Raw genomic sequence first — 19,900 nt, 5'->3', positions numbered from 1 at the left:
GACTAATTTATGGTATCTTAAAAGAAGAATATATTTGTAAGCGTAATCATAGTAAAAATGGGGAGGGGAGTATCTTTTGATGAAACAAGAATACATAGAAAAAATATTACCTACGAAATTAAAAAGGTTCGGGATCACATGGCTCAGTGCTATACTGCTGCTTTCAGCTGGAGGGCCGGCAGGGTTGTCCAGTGGAAAAGCTTCGGCAGAGCCTGCATCTTTTGCAGGAAAAGAGGTGCAACCTTCACCCGTAACTGTAGGGGCAAGTGTATATGCAGATGTCTATTTTCCTAAAAAGCTTCGCATCCACGATGTACAGGGGGCAGCACACCGTTCTCCATATGAAGGACAAAAAGTAGCGGATATTGAAGGCGTTGTCACGATGGTGAAGGGGAGCAGTTTCTATATCCAAGAGTTGGATGCTCAAGTGGATCAGGATGAAAAAACATCCGAGGCCATTTTAGTGTACAAGCCTAGTCACGGTGCACAGGTAGGGGATGAGGTAAGGGTTAGCGGTTCGGTAAAGGAATACACGGAAAGAACATATGCAAGCAAGCCAATCGACTTGACGACCACAGAAATTGTGGCTTCTTCGGTTAAGGTAATTGCCAATGACCGTCCATTGCCAGCTCCAATTTTGCTAGGTGAACAGGGACGTGTGATGCCCACATCTGTTGTGGATCATGACGGAATGACGGTGTTTGATCCACAGGAGGATGGCTTGGACTTTTTCGAAAGCCTGGAAGGCATGCGTGTAGAGTTGAAGGATGCCACTGTGATTGGTCCCTATGGCTATGAAATTCCAGTCCGAATTGTTAACGGTCCAAACACAGGTGAGGTTGTAACGGAGGCAGGCGGACTCATGCTGACAGAAAGAAGTCTGAACCCGCAACGGATTCTGATTGATGCGAAGCCTTCGACACCGTTGAAAACAGGCGATCGTTTTGCGGGTTCTATCACAGGTGTGGTGAGCTATAGCTTTAGCAATTATAAGCTGCTGCCAGAGCGTCTGCCGGATATTGTACCTGGCGGCCTCCAGCCAGCCAATACGCGTTTGATAGGGGATGATCGTAAGCTGACAGTAGCTTCTTTTAATGTGGAAAACTTCGATCCCGGTGATGGAAAACGGATAGATCAGCTGGGGCAGGCTATCGCTGTAAATTTGAATCATCCGGATATCATAGGATTGCTGGAAGTGCAGGATAATAACGGTGAGAAGGATGATGGCACCACAGACGCTTCCGAAAGCTTCCGCGTGCTCATAGAGGCGATTCGTGCTCATGGAGGCCCGGAATACAATTTTACAGATATTGGCCCTGAAAATAATAAGGATGGCGGTGCCCCCGGTGGCAACATCCGTGTTGGCTTCTTGTACAATCCGCAACGTGTTACGCTGACCGACAAGCCCAAGGGGGATTCAGTTACGTCTGTCACTTATGGAGTGCAGGGACTTTCCCTCAACCCGGGTCGGATTGATCCCCTGAATGCGTCATTTGAAGACTCGCGCAAGCCGTTGGCCGCTGAATTTGAGTTTGAAGGCCAGCAGGTGATTGTGGTCGCTAACCATTTTAATTCCAAAGGGGGCGATCAAGCGCCATTTGGAGGAATTCAACCACCTGTGAGAAGCAGCGAAATACAGCGTGCGAAGATTGCAACGATTGTGAATGGCTTTGTAAAGTCGGTACTGCAAGTAAACCCTAAGGCCAATATAGTGGTGCTCGGTGACCTGAATGATTTTCAATTTTCGGAAACGCTGGCTTTACTACGGGGGCAGGAATTGACCAATCTGATTGACCATTTGGATGAAAAGGAACGGTACTCTTATATTTATGAAGGTAATTCGCAAACATTGGATCATATGCTGGTCAGCCCGTCACTGAGCAAAACATCCGTGCTGGATATCGTTCATATGAATGCAGACTTTAGTGCGGCGGACGGGCGGGTCAGTGATCATGATCCGTTGGTTGCGCAAATAGATGTGCCACGCAAAACGGAAGAACCACCGACAGATGATGGGAGTGGCCGAAATGACGATGATGATGAGGATCAGCAGGATAACGAGGGAAATGGTAACACTGGAAATGGCAGTAGCGGTAACGTGAATGGAACGGTAAATGGACAGGGTCAGACTGCCAGTAGTGAGCCCAATGGAAGCAGCCTGTCTGGTACAAATGTGGTGCAAGTTAAGTCTGTAATGACCGGAGTGGAGAAAAACGGACTGAAAAAGGCAGTTGCTCAAGTAACAGCTGCTGAAATACAAAAGGCCATTCAAAATGGTGCGAAGGGTACGCTTGTGATCCGTGCAGGGGAGCAAGTAGAAGCGGGGACGTACGAGGTTCATTTAAACGGGGAAGCTTTGGGAGCCGTCTTGAACGACCGTATTCGTACCCTTCGAGTGGAAACGCCACAGGGTGGATATGAAGTAACAACAAGTCGCTTGTCTCTTCAGAAACTGGCTGATACCTGGCAGGTGCCTGTAAAACAAATTTCTTTGAATTTTTCCATCGCTTCGAACGAAGAGCTGGCTAAACGCTTGGATGTTCCAACAGGGCGTACACTGTTACAGGCTTTGGATATCGCCGCTGAGCTGAGAAGCGAGGATGGACGGAAACAGCTTTTGGTAGGTAACGGAGACTCTGGTAGAGGGTATGAACGTTATCTGTTACGTGTTCCTGCAATGGTCGATACAGACCAGCTTGCTGTAGTGAAGGTATCATCGACCAACCAAGTCGGACAGCTGTCCTATCAACCCGTTCCTTTTCACACTTCGAGTGAGGAAATAACCGTGTATGGACGTTCGGGAGGGACTTACGCTGTGCTTGATGGCGGGTCTTCTGGTGAAGTCAGATCGTTCATGGATATATCCGGCCATTGGGCGCAGCAGGACATTACACGGCTGGCAACTCGCCTGCTTGTGACGGGGACCCATTCAACAGCGTCTACAGCTAGTGCGACTCGTGAAAGGGACTTAGCGAACGTGCATTTTGAGCCTGAAGGCCAGGTACGACGCTCTGAACTGGCAGCGATGCTGGTTCGTGTGCTTGGACTGGAGCGTACTGATCGCACGCTGACGAGCTTTGACGACGTTCAACCCGAATCGTGGTATGCGGATTCCGTACGTACCGCAGCAGCAGCTGGGCTGATCAACGGCTATACTGACGGAAGCTTCCGTCCTGATACCCCGGTATCGAGGGAGGAACTGGCTGTGATCATAGAGAGAGCCTTGCGCTTCGCTGGGAACACAGAAGAAAATACAAGAGAGGTGAGTGAAAGTATATCCGTATCATTGTCGGATGCGCAGGAGATTTCTACATGGGCAGCTCCGGCTGTGAAGACTTTGTCTGGACTAGGTATTCTGAGGGGAGACGAGAAAGGCCGTTTTGGCCCGGCTACATCCGTGACGAGGGCAGAAACTGCGGCTGTATTATCTCGCACGCTGGCTAAGCTTCATTGGGAATAGGAGATTTCCCTATACAAATGTCAGATTGATTGACTTTATACGATAGTTAAGTTATCTTTTGTGGAGAGGTAGTATGATAAAGTAGAATGAATGACGAATGAAGAGGTGAAATGTCGTGGGAGTAAAAGCTAAACAAATTTTCGTGAATTTGCCAGTTAAAAATCTGCAACAGTCCATTGATTTTTTCACTACCATCGGATTTGAATTCAGTGCTCAGTTCACTGATGAACATGCAACCTGTATGGTTGTTAGTGAGCATATTTTTGTCATGTTATTGGTTGAAGAACGTTTTAAAACGTTCACGACAAAGGAAATTTCAGATGCCACAAAAAGCACAGAAGCAATTGTTGCCTTATCGGTGGAGAGTCGAGAAAAGGTAGACGAGATCGTCCACAAGGCTTTGGAAGCGGGCGGCAAGCCCTCAAACGAACCTCAAGATCATGGTTTTATGTATGGATGGAGCTTTCAGGATTTGGATGGTCATCTGTGGGAGTTCTTTTATATGGCAGAGCAGTAATGGAAATGAGAATGATGAAGTAAGCGAAGTATTATGGAAAGTAAACTATCCTAAAAAGATAGTTTGCTTTCTTTATTGTATATTATCGAACTCATCGGGAGGAATCACAATGTCTAACGAAATGAGAGTCTACCCTGTTCAGGCTTTGGATGAAGCCCTGGTAGATTCGCTAAGTCGAATGTTAATCGACGTGGTTGCAGACGGTGCATCTATAGGTTTCTTACCCCCATTAGGTTATCAGGAAGCAGCAGCTTATTGGAACAATGTACTTGAGGACGGCGTAGTTCTGTGGATTGCCGAGAAGGACGGAGTACCTGTAGGGACGGTCCAGCTTCATTTGGCTCAAAAAGCTAACGCTATTCATCGTGCGGAAATTGCAAAGCTTATGGTACATCCGTCCGGTCGCAGGCTGGGGATCGCACGACAGTTAATGAAGGCAGCGGAAGAAGAGGCACTAAGTCAGGATAGAACGTTACTGGTGCTAGATACGCGGGTGGGTGATCCCTCCAATGGACTATACGAGTCGATCGGGTTTGTAGAAGCTGGTGTTATTCCGGGTTATGCTCAATCAGCCGATGGTCAGCTTTATGCCACTCGATATTATTATAAGTCATTAAATCCGTATTCAAGTCATAGCTGAGCATTTACCGAATAAGTGTGGTATATACGGGTAATCATAACTTGTCATAGGATTACATAGCTTTTTCCGCGTTTATTCAACTGGAAAAGCACGGGAATAGAAACGTATAATGAAGAGGGGATCAGAGAAGGTCTTTTTATGTCAATTTGACTGTACTGAATTGAAGAAACGTAGCAAACACAGCGGAGGAATCAGAGAATATGAGGTTGGAGCATGATTTTTTAGGTACCAAGGAAGTGCCATCAGATGCCTATTATGGTGTACAAACGCTGAGAGCAAAAGAAAATTTTCCAATTACAGGCCAAAGACTGCACCCTGAGTTGATTAAAGCCATGGCGATCGTGAAAAAGGGAGCAGCGACGGTAAATATGGAACTAACCCGTTTACACCGCCCCAAAGCAGAGGCCATTATTCAGGCTGCTGATGAGATTATACAAGGACAGTTGCATGATCATTTCATCGTCGATCCGATTCAGGGCGGCGCAGGCACGTCCATTAATATGAATACAAATGAAGTGATTGCGAACCGCGCGCTGGAGCTGATTGGCAAGCAACGCGGAGATTATCAGGAGATCAGTCCTAATAATCATGTTAATATGGCGCAATCGACGAACGATGCTTTTCCTACAGCCGTACACTTGGCTGTATTAAGTATGATTGATAAGCTGTTAGCTACCATGAGTGAGCTTCAGGAAGCATTCTCCCGCAAGGCAAATGAGTTTGATAGTGTGATTAAAATGGGGCGAACTCACTTGCAGGATGCAGTGCCGATTCGATTAGGGCAGGAGTTTCAGGCTTATGCGCGTGTGCTGGGTCGTGATATCGGACGCGTCCGTGCGACCAAGCAGCACCTGCTAACGATTAATATGGGTGCAACTGCGGTGGGTACTGGTCTGAACGCAGACCGTCGTTATATTCAGCGTGTCGCAGAGGTACTGGCAGACGTCAGTGGCTTCCCTGTGGAAGCTGACGAAAATCTTGTAGATGCTACACAAAATACGGATGCTTATACTGAAGTGTCTGCCGCCTTGAAAATTTGTATGATGAATATGTCTAAGGTGGCAAATGACATCCGTTTGATGGCTTCCGGACCACGTGCGGGTCTGGGGGAACTGAGTCTGCCTGCCCGCCAGCCAGGGTCATCCATTATGCCGGGCAAGGTAAATCCGGTGATGTGTGAGGTCATTAACCAAATTGCTTTTCAGGTCATTGGTAATGATCATACAATCTGCTTGGCTTCAGAGGCTGGTCAGCTCGAGCTGAATGTAATGGAGCCCGTACTGGTGTACAACCTACTGCAATCGCTAGAAATTATGAAGCAGGGCTTCCACGTCTTCCGCATTCATTGTGTGGAAGGAATTGAAGCGAATGTGGAGCGTTGTCGTGAATATGTAGAGAACAGTGTAGGCATTATTACAGCGCTTAATCCGCACCTTGGATATGAGGTGGTATCACGCATTGCTCGCGAAGCAATTACGACTGGGAAATCGGTGCGCGAGCTGTGCTTGCTGTACAATGTACTGACCGAGGAGGAGCTGGACATTATATTGGACCCGTACCAAATGACTCAGCCTGGTATTGCCGGAGAATCTTTGCTGAATCGCGAATAATGATGCGGAGTATGGAGTTTAGACAGCTTTGAGGCAAGACGAAGATAGCCCCGTCGAATCTGGCGGGGCTATTGTTATGTGATAAAGAGAGATGTATTACGGGAGCCAGCCTGCATAGGGGAGTTCCCTGTTAAAGATGTACGGCTATGCTTACGGTAGAAGAGGGAGAGTTGGATGTTGCTAGAAAAATTATTGGCATACAAGGAATTAGGAATAGGACTCATTGTACTTTTAGTGTTGTTTACGCTCATCATCAGAGGACTGATACGTGGTCGCAGAAATCGGATTTTACGGGATCTGGACCCACGCAAAATTGGAATTCAGGATATAGATCGTATGGAGGACGGCTCGGAATTTGAGCTTTATTTGCAGCGATTATTATCCGCGCTTGGCTATAAGGACATCTATAAAACAACCAGTAGCCGGGATTTTGGAGCGGATCTGGTTTTTACAGACCGTGAAGGCGTCAGAGTTGTCATACAGGCCAAACGTTATGGGGTACAACATCCGGTAGGTTTGGGCGCGGTGCAGGAAATTTATACCTCCATGCGTTATTATGCGGCCGACAAGTCTGTCGTCATCACCTCCGGCCGTTATACGGAATCCTGTAAAACACTTGCTGCTGTCAACGGGGTTAAATTATTAGACCGCAACGACTTGATCGACATGATTAATTTATTCAAGACGAAACGCCGCGAGGAAGTCATGGATCTCATAGAAAGTAAAACCGAAGTGATTGCTTCCAAATGGAGTGAAAGTAAATAGGAATAAAAGGGGAATGAGCGTCGAGGGATTGGGGACAGACATTCCTATCCCTTATTTAAAATATTCTTAGTATCTTTATGGCTAGATGCTTATAAACTAAATGAACTTGGACGGTGCGTTAATAAAGAGAAGATAATCAAGTGATGTGTTCGGGACCAGACACTTTTAAAACTGTATTAATATTAATAAAAGTTTATATAAATTGATATAAATGTATTTTATTCTTTATATACTCATAAAATATAATAATGTGCAAAATATACGTTTTATGCTTTTCGCATATGGTTATATATTTTTGTTTGTATATAAATTATATACAAAGTTAACAGAAGTTTAGGTTATGGATTTTACATAAATAGCTAGCACTTGAGAGCCTAAACAAGCATAAAAGTAAAGTGTATATGAGAATATTCCAACAGATGACGATCAGTTGGGATATTGTTCATATAAATTAACTTCTAAGAGATAGCAGAAAGAAATCATTAGTGATAATCATCACATCTATGAAAACAAGTTGAACGAGAGGAGGAAAATGACATGGCAAACGATGCTTTTGATTTGGATGTACAAGTGAATAAGTCTAAGGGATCTGTTGAACCACAAGTTCTTACAAGCATAGCGGCGTGTTCTGCTGTTGCATGCGGGGGGCAGCGCACGGAGAATTGTGGTAAAACCTACGGGAATTGTGTATCAAACATTGGAGATTGGTGCTGAGATATTATATCTTTGGGATGCATTCATCATTCAGAGTATTTGGTTGACTGCGGAACAGAAAAATGGAAGGAAAAGGGGCTTTTAAGTCCCTTTTTTCTTCTATTGTAAGGTGAATTATCCTTTGAAAGTGCATATATACAAGATAGTCCGGGGGCGAGGAATAATGAAGCGTCAGCGATATGCATACAAAGCACTCGATTTTTTTTTACTGCGAACTCCTGTAATTTCTTTTGATAGGTATAAGTCTTTTTTTCCTGAAAAATGTGAAAACAAGGAATATCTCAAATCATACACTGTGCAACGTATGATTGAGTTATCCAACGATCCCGCAATCAAGGAAGCAATTGCCGTTTCCAGTCCGAGCTTACACGAATCCTTATTTCGTCTGCAAGATGTAGATGATCCGCGCAAGCAAGAGCAGGTACTTAAAGGGTTCATGCGGTATTTACTAAGAATGATGACCCGTCCGACGCCATTTGGTTTATTCTCAGGCGTTTCCGTGGGACACTTCGGTGAGTCTTCTCAATTGTATCTCAAGAATACGCATGCTCATCGCAAACGCGCGAGACCCGATATGGAATGGACTTTAAAAATTATTGAAAAGATAGAAAGCATTCCAGAAGTGTTATGCCAGCTTCGTCTCCAGAGCAATCCTTTAATCTATCGGCAAGGAAACCGGGCAAAAATTCCTTACACTACCAGATACGGAAAATTAGTAAACGGGGAGAACGATAGCGTATCTGTGAAGGCATCCGCTGTATTTGATTATATTATGGAGGTCTGCGCACAACCGGTATTATTTTCAACATTGGTTAAGCTTGTTATGCAGCGTTTTTCGGAAGCGGGTGAAGAAAGAGTTGATCCCTATATTCGGCAGCTTTTTGAGCAAGAGTTTCTTATTTCAGAGCTACGACCCTCGACTATAAAATCAGATCCTTTTGTCCAAATTTTGGCGATTATCAATCCGTTATACGGTATGGAGGATCTAAAGTTGCAGTTGCAAAGTATTCACCAGGATATCCGTCTGTACAATGAGCTTCCTATTGGGGAAGGTGAGGAGCGCCTAAAGCTGCTGCGACAAGTGATGAGTGAAGTTTCGGACATTGAAATGTCCACTTTACAGGTCGATTTATCGGTGGAGGACCATTCTATCGTTCTGAATGAATATATCCGTAAGGATGTTGAACGGGTGGCCGAATTATTTTCCCAGCTCACTTCCCAAACGGATGCTCATCTCAAGGAATATACTGACGAGTTTTTAGAAAAGTATGGATATGGCCGGGAGGTACCGTTGCTTGAACTGTTAGATGAAGAAATGGGTTTAGGTGCGCCTGCGACCTACCGTCATCCGCAGAGCCGACGCAGATCCTTAAAAACAGGGAAAATTGCCAAAACGCAAGCCAATCGGGAACAGCTTCTTTTTCAATGGTTTGTATCCTCCATACATAAAGGCAATTATGAAATGAATCTTACGGATGAAATGATTGGGCAGCTTACACATACTGAGGACTCCATAACCCGTCCGACATTGCCTTCTATGGAATTATACTTCTTATTGAATACCCGCGACCAGCAGGCGCTTGATCGAGGAGAATACACATTGCTCCTCGGACCAAACCCTGGTTCGAATGGTGCGGGAAAAACGTTTGGACGTTTTATGGATTTGCTCGGTACACCGTTTAAAAAGGAATTCCAAGCTATTCATCTGGAGGAGCAAAGTCTGTACCCTGAGAAAATTTGGGCTGAAGTATCCTATTTACCCAGCTCTGGAAGAACAATGAATGTTATTCTTGTTGAAAATTTTCGAGACTATGAGATTGCGATCGGGACCAATCAGGCTCTGCCGGATGATCGGCAAATTCAAGTATCGGATTTAGTTGTGGGGCTACGTGGCGATCATTTCTACTTAAAATCACGCAAGCACAATCGAGAAGTCATACCGACAACCGGACATATGCTCAACTACCACCAAGCTCCTAATGTATACCGGTTCTTGATTGAGGTCGGTCTAGCTGGATTCGGACAATGGAACACAGTAAACTGGGGAATCATGACGCAGGCTCCGTTTACCCCTCGTTTGCGGTACAATAATATCATTTTTGCTCCGGCGACATGGAGAATGTGGTTTCGTCAGGACAAAGACAAACCACTAGGTACGGAAGCCCTGAAAAAAGCGGTTACCCAATTCTGTTTAGAATGGAAGGTACCTCGGCACGTCTACCTGATTCAATCTGATCATCGTATTTTGTTAGATTTGGAGCACCCCTTACACATCGAAGAGCTATGTAAAGAATTAAAATCTGGCAACTCAATTGTACTTATTGAACTTACTGGTGGATTTGAACAATTACCTATTTATTGTAGTGAAGGTAGACTGACAGCGGAATTCGTATTTCCTCTGGTTCGACGGCCAGTTACTTCTTCGGGTACTCTGCAGGAGGTTGCGGCAGCTTCAGAAGATGTAGGATCAGCTACTTCTATGCAGACAGTAAGTTTGGCTCAACGTGTACATTTTCCAGGTGGTGTATGGTTCTATGCAAAGCTGTACGGAATGGAAAGCAGACAAAATGAGTTTATTGGTTTGTATTGGGATGAGTGTATTCGGCAAGCAAAGGAGACGGGTATAGTTGAATATGGTTATTATATTCGTTATGCGGATCCGGAATCCCATATTCGTGTAAGATTCAAAATGTCTAGTGAGAAATTGGTTTCTGATTTTTTTACCATGTTTCATGATTGGGCAAAAGTATGGATACGAGAAGGATTGATGACTAAATTTGTTATTGATACCTATGAACCGGAAATTGAGCGCTATGGAGGGCCAGAATTAATGGGGTTAGCGGAGTCCATGTTCGCTGATGATAGCGAGATTGCCGCTAGACTTATTCGTTTGAACCGTTTTAAACAAAATAAATTAGATTTAGATATTGTAGCTGTTTTGAGTGTAATCCATTTGTTGCGTCAATTAGGTTTTAACGAAGCCGAAAGTTACGACGTTCTCAATCAAAAATATAACGTAAAGGAGTTTCTAAGTGAATTTCGCAAAGAACGAAGGCTTTATTTGCAGTTTTTGGATAAAACATTTACACAAGAGGAAGGTCAATCTCAGAATCAAATCAATGATATTCTAGATTTATTTAAAATCAGGGAATCAACAGCTTTTTGTTATCAACAAAAAATTTTAGAACAAGAGAAGCAGAGTTCTTTAATGAATACTAAAGATGATATTTTATTTAGTATCATTCACATGCATTTGAATCGCTTACTTGGAATTGATCGATATAGAGAACGGAAAATCATGATCATGGCTCGTCATGCAATGAATAGCCTCGTTCACTATCACAGGAAAGTAAAATGAAAGATATGGTTAATAAAAATAATGGATTGCACTCTGCTTGGAAATCAGTGAAGAGTGGTCTTAAGCTGCTTCGGCTAATTTCTAGTGCTAATAAACGTTATCTCGTTCTTAGTATTATGTTCTATTTTATTCAAGGGATTACGCCGATTTTCACCCTGGCTGTTATGCAGAATGTACTAAACAAAGTTTCAGTTGCTTTGCAACAAGGAGCTGGTTTAGTAATCGTACCGTTTGGATGGTTTGTGCTGGTTTATGTTGTGAAAAATATAGTAAATGCCGCACAGGGTTATGTGGAAGGAACTTTGGAAGCTGTACTTTCCAAATCATTAAATATTATGATTTGTGAAAAATCAACTCGCTTGGGATTAGCTGATTATGAAAATGCGACTATTAATGACCAGTTGAAACGTGCCTCTCAAGAGGCTTCTTATCGTCCGTATCAACTTTACACTCAAATGGCGGGAATTGTATCAAGCCTCATTACTATGATATCCTCTGCAATTTGGTTGATTTTATGGAAATGGTGGATTGTTCTTATTCTATTAATTGTATCAGTGGTATCTTTATATTCCTTATTCAAAATTAATCGTGAACAGTTCCAAATATACATGGAGCGGACTCCACAGTATCGACAATCTTGGTATATGACTTATTTATTAACGAATGATCGTGCGGTAAAAGAAGTGAAAATTTTTCAATTAGGCCCATATCTATTGGAACGTTACTCCAACTTACTGGAAAGTTTTTTTAAGGTCGACCGTCGAATGTTAGGTAGGCTTACCCGGTTTACTTTGATGTATAACTTGCTTGAGCTTGGAGTAATGTTATGGTTTGTATGGCTGGCAATGAAGGAAACCCTGCTTACTAACATAATGATTGGTAGCTTATACGGGTATATTCAAGCCATAATGTTAACGCAGAGCCAAATTCAGATGATGATGCGTGGTATTTTACAATTTTCGCAGAATAATCTTTATATTGAACAACTGTTTTTATTTTTGAAATTACCCACCTCAGATCCTGTATATCACCAAAAAAAACTAAATTACATGCAACCTTCAGGAGCAGGACATGATTTCCGTATTGAACAGATTTCATTTGAAGGGGTTTCTTTCAAGTATCCAGGACAGTCCAGATATGCATTACACAATGTTAGATTGTCATTGTCCAAAGGTGAGACAGTTGCAATTGTAGGCAAAAACGGATCTGGTAAGACGACTTTAATGAAAATCTTGATGCAATTGTATGCAGATTACAGCGGAACGATTAGTGTAAATGGTTGTAATATTAAGGACTATGAACTAGCGGACATTCAACGAAAAATAGGAGCAGTATTTCAGGATTTTATGCAGTATGAAATGTCTGCTCGCCATAATATAGGTTTTGGAGATTTGGAACAACTTGAGGATGATAGGACATTAATGGATGCCGCGAGGTATGTTGCTATGGATGATGTGATCCAAAAGCTATCGCATGGTCTAAATACTCAACTAGGTAAATGGTTTGAAGAAGGACATCAGCTTTCAGGGGGGCAATGGCAGCGGCTGGCAATAGCGCGTGCTTTTGTTAGGAAGGCGGATGTGTATATCTTGGACGAGCCGAGCTCTTTTTTGGATCCTGTAGCCGAACGTGATTTGCTTGAACTCTTTTTGGATTTAATGAAGGAGAGAATTGGAATTTTTATTACACATCGTATTTCGTCTGCAAGACTTGCTCATCACATTGTTGTTATGGAGGATGGCCAAATCATAGAGCAGGGAACCCATGAGTACCTTGTTAGATTAGGTGGTGTCTATTCAGAAATGTATCAGGTACAAGCCAGTTCATTTGCTGCTGGTACTGTGACGAACAAAGGAGGTGTCTTTCAGTCATGACATCTGCTCAATTGCCATTTAGTTCATGGCGTCCCTTGTCAGGTGAAATAAGAGAACGAGTGGTCAAGGTACTAGATTCCATCGGAGAGCGGTACAAAAATCCGGAAGAGGTTTGTTTACGTTCTAAAAGCATGCCTATACTAGAAGTGGATGGATTTGAAATAGAAAGATGGAATGATGGGACTTTAAGTAATGGTTATCCAGGAATTTGTTTATTATTGGCGCAGTTGGATCTGTTATATCCGGAGAATGGATGGGATCGGATAGGGCATATGTATTTAGAAAAGCTTCAAAAACAGATGGAAGAAATGGGGATGTATGATCTATCCCTATATAGTGGATTAGCAGGTGTGCTAATAGGTATTCGGGCGTTATCACGGGATGGAACACGATACCAGTCTATGTTGAATCAAGTGGCCTCATGGTTTGAAGAATTAGCAGCTGAAAGAATACCATTATATATGAAACAATGGCATTCGGGGTACCTGAAAATGAGTGATTATGATACAATTTTAGGCTTTACAGGTATCGGTCGTATTGTTCTTCTTTTTTACGAACGGCCAAAAATGAAAGAGCTATGGGAGCAAATTGTTGTATGGTTTCAGCTTTTTTGCGGAGATAAAAATTGGGAGGGACAATGTATTCCCGCTTGGCATATTCGTGCAGAGAATCAGTTTTTACAGGATGAGAAGAGGCAATATCCTAAAGGTAATTTTAATCTAAGCTTATCCCATGGTATAGCAGGACCACTAGCATTAATGAGTATATCCGTCTTACAGGGGATTACAACTGAACAAGTAAAAAAGGAAATAGCCACGTTGGCGGAATGGCTCGCTAAATGGCAGTTTGAAAGTCAGGTAGGAACGATATGGCCTGGAAAGGTATCCTTTGAAGAATGGGAACAATCTGAATTATCCGTTGAAAACACTGAATATCAAAGGGATTCTTGGTGCTATGGTGCTCCGGGAATTGCGCGCTCAATTTGGTTAGCTGGACAGGCTTTACAGAATGATGAATGGATATCCTTGGGATTGAAGGCTTATCTGGACATCGAAAATCGAATAGAGCGAAATGGTGGGATGGTTTCTGCTACGGTATGCCACGGTATTGGAGGCTTGCTCCATCTTCTTCAACGAATGTACTCCGATACAGGCAACGAACGGCTAGGAGCACTGCGTGATTTGCTTGTGGAGCGAGTATTGGATTTATTTGAGCCATCTTCCCTATTTGGTTATTACGATATAAATTTTCTGAATGGAGATTATAGAAACATAGATGAAGCGGGTTTTTTAACTGGGACTGCAGGTGTTGCTCTTGTCCTCGCCTCATTAATTAGCGATAGAAGTCCAGAATGGGATGCTGTATTAATGATTCGTTAACTATTATTATTTAGGTAAACTGACACGAAAAACGTGTCAGTTTTTTTGATTTCTGCATAGTGAAAGAGAGACAAAAGAATGATGGGCACACTGTTTCTTTCCCGCGTCTTCTCTTCCTTTTACAATGAATTTACAGAAACTCTTATGAAAAAATATGCTTCTATAACCGATATAAAGATGTTGGGGATTTCCAAATTATGCTGAGGTGATATGTCATGAAGAAGCGAGCTGTATTATTAAATTTTAGGTGGATTCCCATTGTTACAATCCTTGCATTATTGCTAAGTGCATGTGGGCAATCGGCAGCACAAACCAAGGCTCAGCCCATTAAGGTGGGAATCGTACTGTCAGATATTGGTCTGGGTGACCAATCTTACAGCGACGCTGCTTTCCGAGGTTTGGTCCAAGCACGGGATGAGGGGAAAATTGTTTTTGAATACCGAGAAATAACGGAGACCAAGACGTATGATGCGGCTTTTGAACAGCTTGCTCAGGAAAAGGCTGATTTAATCATTGGGCTGGGTTACATGGTGAAGGACAGTTTGGAATCCATTGCTAAAAAATATCCAGACCGTAAATTTTTAATCGTGGATGAGAAATCAGATTTACCGAATGTGGCCTCTATTAGCTTCAAAGCAGAAGAGGGCAGTTTTATGGCTGGAGTCGTTGCGGGTTTGACGAGTCGCACCGAACAGGTGGGTTTTCTCGGAGGTGCGGAATCTCCTCTGTTGAAAAAATTTGAAATTGGGTATCGCGCAGGGGTGCAATCAGTCAAGCCTAATGCCAAAGTTACTGCAACGTATGCAGGAGATTTTGGAAAGCCGGAACTGGGTACGGAAATTGCAGATGACATGATTAATCAGGATCAGATTGATGTCATCTTTGCAGCCGCAGGTCTTACGGGTGTGGGTGCGCTGCAAGAAGCGCAAAAGCAGCATAAATTCGCCATCGGGGTCGATAGCGACCAGTTTTTTATTGCGGAAAAAGCGGTAGTGACCTCGATGTTTAAAAATGTAGACATTGCAATTTATACAGCAGTCAAAGGATTTGCAGATCATCAAAGAAAATTTACGGAGAAGGATATGGTGTTTGGTCTTGCGGAAGATGGTGTAGGTTTGGCGCCTATTCGTGTCGTGACACTGAGTCCGGATCAGCAAAAGTTGTTGGATGATTTAAAGGAAAAAATCAAATCCGGCACACTGACTGTTCCCACCCAATAAATTTTCGCAAACGGAGGATGAAAGCTGATGAAACTGCAAGGTAAACTGGTGCTGAACGCGATGATTTCCTTGATTGCTTGCCTAGCTTTAGTGGCTTATATCATTTTTGAATTAATTCGTATTAACTCGCAAAGTAGTAATCTGGTTCCGGCTATGTTGAATGTACAGCAGCTCAATGCCTATTTGATTCAGTCAGGGCAGGCACTGCAAAATTATTCAGCTTCCATGACGGAGAGCAACAAAGCCGATGTGCAAAATCAACTGACTCAGTCTGAAAAGACGATTGCATTGCTTTCACAGGGCATGATGCAAACCGAAGCGCAGCAAAAGCGACTGAATACGATTAAAACAAAATTCAGCCAATTGAAAGTAGCAACGGAGAAAGCCATGAGTACCCAAAACAGCCCGGAGTCCAAGCGGGAGGCCATGCGTGCCCAAGGGATTCAGAACGATGTATTTATGCTGGATCTGCTGACCAAGGCACGTTATGACCAATACACAGAAGATTTGACCAAGAGCATTCGTTTTACATGGCAATTGGCCTTGGCAGGTGCAGTTATACTTCTGGTGGCAGTTGGGCTATATAATACATACACATCCAGGCAGCTTGCCCTTAGAACACGCAAATTAACGGATGCCGCAAAGCAAATTGCTGAGGGGAATCTGACAGTGCAGCTTGCCCAAACCAAGGGACGCGATGAGCTAGACGAGCTCAATGAATCTTTCCGGGTGATGATCGGGAACTTGCGCAGCATTGTACTCTCCATTGATCAGGCGGGTAATCGTGTCGATCTGATGGCTCGGGATATTGATCAGCATAATGAGGCCATGAAGGAAATTGTGACACAAGTCAGCACGTCAACAGAGGAACTGGCAATAGGCAGTCAGAAAATTGCTGAGGATCTGTCGTCGACAGTTGGCGTTGTGGACGAGATGCAGCAGAAGTTTGAATCGAATCTACTGGAGACCACACAATCGACCGCGTATAGTGAGGATGCTTTGCGTGTCATTGAGCAGGGTACGCGGGTCATGAGCGATCAACTGCGTATTGTTGCAGAAAATCGTTCAGCCATGTCCGAAGTGGAGCAGACGGTCAAGGAGCTGGAGGCTAATGCAGCCGAGATTACAACCATGACTGGATACGTATCCGAAATTGCCAGCCAAACATCGCTGTTGTCCTTGAATGCTTCTATTGAGGCTGCACGTGCAGGTGAAGCAGGAAAAGGTTTTGCTGTTGTTGCCAATGAAGTGAAAAAGCTGGCGAATCAATCAGAGTCTGCTGTAAAGAAAATTTATACTGCTGTTGACAGTATCACGCAGGCTATGGATAAGGTGAAGACTTCTGTGGCGCAAAGTCAGGAGCTGTTCCGTGAGCAGGAGAAGGCAACCTCCTCGACTGGAGAATCGTTTACAGAGATTAGTGGCAAAGTGCAGCAAATTGCCAGCCAAGTCAGCAAGTTATCAACGGACATGAATGTATCGCGAGAACTGAGCGTACAGGTGCAGCAAGCTATTGAAAATATCAGCGCAATCACTCAGCAGTCCGCCGCAGGCAGTGAAGAGATTACGGCTTCCACGGTGGAGCAGAAGCGTTCATTTGAGGAATCGGCTGAGAAGGTAAAAGAGCTTCGTCAGATTCGCGAAGAGATGCAGCGGGAGCTAGATCGTTTCCAGGTGGAATAGACTAGCTAAAACCTGTGCAGCGAGTATCTGTTTTTGCTGAATAATGATACAAGCAGTGCCAAAGAAGGAGTTCTACCTTGTACAGTACAGGGAGGCTTCTTCTTTTTTATATGAATCCTTATATTAAGTTTGATATACATAGGCAGGGAATTCCAACTCTTACGTCAAATAGATTTAGGGAGAATATGTCACCACGTATATTGGCAAGAGGAAGATGGACAACGAAGTCCGGAAGGATGAAGTTACGGGAATGTTGCGACTTAAGCTTCGATTGATACTGAAAAATAAACAGACAAGATTGATTCTACTGCTCACTCTGTGCGTGTCGCTTGTAATTAGCGTGATCGGCTTGCTATCGTATTCACGATACCGTGAAGGTTTGGATACCGAGCTGAACACACCCAATATAGAATTGTTGCAAATCAATCTGGATGTGACCAATCGGGCTTTTCGTGAGTCTGATAACAAGGCGCTGGACGCAGCATATCATCCAGACGTAGAGGCCTTTGTACGTGTCCAAGCAGATAGGGAATCGCTGGAAGACAAGGCCTCCGTCATAGATCGGCTTCACAAATACTTGAAAACCCTTTCTTCGCACGAAGAAATTTACTCGGTTGAAGTTATTTCTTTGGACAATCATGCTCTCGTATCCAGCAATTATGGTTACAGGCCTGATTGGAAGCAGGCACCGGATACCACATGGGTTCCCTGGATTCAGGATATTGAAAAAAAGCCGTTGTTGATTAAGCGGAGATGGTACGGCACCGATCGTGAGCAGGGGGCGGTAGAGCTGCTTTCGCTGGCCAGGCCCATAGTAGAGAATGGTCAGGTCATGGGTGCGGTGCTAATCAATCTGGATTATGACCGTTTTTTCTCCAAACTCTATATTCATTTATCCAACTCGCAATACGTGTATGATCTGGAGGGCGAGTTGATCTATCCCAAGCTGAGATCGTCCTTACCCTTAAATGATATGGGTAGGATTTTAAAAGAACTGGATGTGAGTCCCTATGCTTATGTGGAGATAGAGGACATGGAATATATGGCGAACCAAACCTTTTCTGATGTAACGGGCTGGCGTCTAGTATCGCTCGTTCCGATGGACAAGCTGCTGAAAAATGTAAAGCTGGCGCGCAATATGATGCTGTGGCTGGCCTTTATCTCTATACTGGCTGGGTGCTCAGCAGTTTACTATTATAATTATGCAGCTTTTCGCCCCATGAAAAAAATTAATAGCCTATTGAATTCGGGCAATAAGGGAACGCGCCAAGGAGGATTGTATGACCTGGAACCTGTGATTAGCAAACTGGTTGGAGAGTTTCACCGCAAATCATTGGTGGTAGAGCGAAGCCTGCCGGAGCTGCGTTCCAAATATATGGAAGATGTCATCCAGCGTAGAATGGGCATACAGGAAATGCGTATGAAATGGGAACAGTATTTTTCCGATTGGGACGGCCATTCTTTGTTTGTCATGATCGTGTCCATTGACCGGTATTCTGCGTGGGCCGCAAGCTTTCCAGAAGAAGATAAAATGCTGCTCAAGTATGCGCTGAACAATATTTTGCTAGAGATGCTCGAACCTCATTGGAAAGCAGTATGCTCGCCGGAGGAGGAAAGTGGTTTTATTGTGCTGTTACAGTTCAGCGAGAGTTCGAATGAAGTTGGTACAGAGACTGACCTCCAAGAGAGCATTTTGCTTCAAAAAAGCGTGGATAGGCTGATTCAGGTTGTCGGTGAGTATCTTCCTTTGACTATTTCTATAGGAATTGGTCATATGGTCACGGATATTCGAGAGGCACGGGCGTCTTTTATGAAAGGAAAAGAGGCCCTTAATTTGCGTTTGTATGAGGGATATGGACGTTCATATACGAATATAGACAGCAGTATAAGTGTGAAAAAGGATAATACGGTGGATGAACAGTCAAAGGAGCAGATTCAGGATTCAACATTGCTGGACAATCGGCGTGTGGAAATGATTCGTGCCCTGGAGTCACAGGAACCTGGTGCAAGTGTAAAGCTAATCAGCCACTGGGTAGAAGAACTTCGACTCCACAGAACATCCCCAGCTCAGGTCTACTTGTTTGTTCATGAATTGCTGGAAGATTTGCTAAAATGGTGTGCCACTCAGAGTGTGACGCCGCCGGATCAGCTTGCTGATTACCACTGGAATCAGATTCTGACGCTAGACCTTCAAGACATGGAGGTATTGCTGGTCATTATGTTGACTGATATTGAAGAAAAATGGAATGGACGCATCCAGTCCAAAGATTTTGTGCGTGTACAAGAGATGATCGAGTATATGGAGCATCATTTACATTTGAACATCGGGCTTCAGGAAATTGCGGATCATGTTCACATGAGCGTGTCCTCGGTGAGCAGCATGTTCAAGGAAGAAACGGGGACCACCGTTTACGATTATTTGACTGGACTACGCGTAAAAAAGGCATGCACATTACTATGTGAAACCCATTTGAAGATCGGTGAAATTGCAGAACAGGTCGGATACCGAAATGAGAACAGCTTTATCCGGGTATTCCGCAAGCACAAACAAGTGACCCCAGGGAAATTCAGACAAATCAGCAAATCTTCCAATGAATATGCAGATCGGTCAAAAGGTCGATACTTTGGCGAAATAGAAGATAAATACGAAGATTAAGCGATAGCTGTAGCCCTCCACGTT

Annotated in this window: 12 protein-coding genes; all 12 read left to right on the top strand. The window is 43.8% G+C overall.

Going from position 1 to position 19,900, the window contains the following annotated elements; genetic code table 11:
* Nucleotides 1-79 precede the first annotated feature (79 nt).
* The 12 genes from ACYCSE_RS01045 to ACYCSE_RS00990 all read left to right on the top strand — a co-directional run bounded on the left by ACYCSE_RS01045 (nt 80) and on the right by ACYCSE_RS00990 (nt 19,876).
* Nucleotides 80-3,460 (top strand): S-layer homology domain-containing protein, encoded by a 3,381-nt coding sequence (locus tag ACYCSE_RS01045; protein WP_459702453.1) that lies wholly within the window; start codon nt 80-82, stop codon nt 3,458-3,460.
* A gap of 115 nt (nt 3,461-3,575) precedes the next feature.
* Nucleotides 3,576-3,977 (top strand): VOC family protein, encoded by a 402-nt coding sequence (locus ACYCSE_RS01040; protein WP_442434908.1) that lies wholly within the window; start codon nt 3,576-3,578, stop codon nt 3,975-3,977.
* A 109-nt stretch (nt 3,978-4,086) separates the two neighbouring features.
* A complete protein-coding gene (locus ACYCSE_RS01035) occupies nt 4,087-4,617 on the top strand; it encodes an N-acetyltransferase family protein (protein WP_459700896.1) in 531 nt (176 codons plus the stop codon).
* Nucleotides 4,618-4,817: 200 nt separating this feature from the next.
* Complete coding sequence (aspA, locus tag ACYCSE_RS01030; RefSeq protein WP_254350347.1) at nt 4,818-6,227, top strand: aspartate ammonia-lyase; 1,410 nt, start codon at nt 4,818-4,820, stop codon at nt 6,225-6,227.
* Nucleotides 6,228-6,401: 174 nt separating this feature from the next.
* Nucleotides 6,402-6,992 carry a restriction endonuclease gene (locus tag ACYCSE_RS01025; protein WP_459700893.1) on the top strand — a complete coding sequence of 197 codons (591 nt, stop codon included), beginning with the start codon at nt 6,402-6,404 and terminating at the stop codon, nt 6,990-6,992.
* A gap of 537 nt (nt 6,993-7,529) precedes the next feature.
* Nucleotides 7,530-7,706, top strand: coding sequence for an FDLD family class I lanthipeptide (locus ACYCSE_RS01020; protein WP_254350345.1), 177 nt, complete (start codon nt 7,530-7,532; stop codon nt 7,704-7,706).
* 163 nt (nt 7,707-7,869) lie between these two features.
* Nucleotides 7,870-11,064 carry a lantibiotic dehydratase gene (locus ACYCSE_RS01015; RefSeq protein ID WP_459700890.1) on the top strand — a complete coding sequence of 1,065 codons (3,195 nt, stop codon included), beginning with the start codon at nt 7,870-7,872 and terminating at the stop codon, nt 11,062-11,064.
* A complete protein-coding gene (locus ACYCSE_RS01010) occupies nt 11,061-12,938 on the top strand; it encodes an ABC transporter ATP-binding protein (protein WP_254350344.1) in 1,878 nt (625 codons plus the stop codon). Before ACYCSE_RS01015 ends, ACYCSE_RS01010 begins: the two co-directional genes overlap by 4 nt.
* Nucleotides 12,935-14,317: a lanthionine synthetase C family protein gene (locus ACYCSE_RS01005; protein ID WP_254350343.1), complete on the top strand. Its 1,383-nt coding sequence runs from the start codon at nt 12,935-12,937 to the stop codon at nt 14,315-14,317. Before ACYCSE_RS01010 ends, ACYCSE_RS01005 begins: the two co-directional genes overlap by 4 nt.
* A 215-nt stretch (nt 14,318-14,532) precedes the next feature.
* Nucleotides 14,533-15,537: a BMP family lipoprotein gene (locus ACYCSE_RS01000; protein WP_452567229.1), complete on the top strand. Its 1,005-nt coding sequence runs from the start codon at nt 14,533-14,535 to the stop codon at nt 15,535-15,537.
* Nucleotides 15,538-15,564: 27 nt separating this feature from the next.
* Nucleotides 15,565-17,220: a methyl-accepting chemotaxis protein gene (locus ACYCSE_RS00995; protein ID WP_061829704.1), complete on the top strand. Its 1,656-nt coding sequence runs from the start codon at nt 15,565-15,567 to the stop codon at nt 17,218-17,220.
* A 214-nt stretch (nt 17,221-17,434) separates the two neighbouring features.
* Nucleotides 17,435-19,876 carry an AraC family transcriptional regulator gene (locus ACYCSE_RS00990; RefSeq protein WP_459700886.1) on the top strand — a complete coding sequence of 814 codons (2,442 nt, stop codon included), beginning with the start codon at nt 17,435-17,437 and terminating at the stop codon, nt 19,874-19,876.
* The last annotated feature ends 24 nt before the right edge of the window (nt 19,877-19,900 follow it).

It is taken from the genome of Paenibacillus sp. SEL1 (genome assembly GCF_054602535.1).
This window is presented reverse-complemented; position numbering and strand designations above follow the sequence as displayed.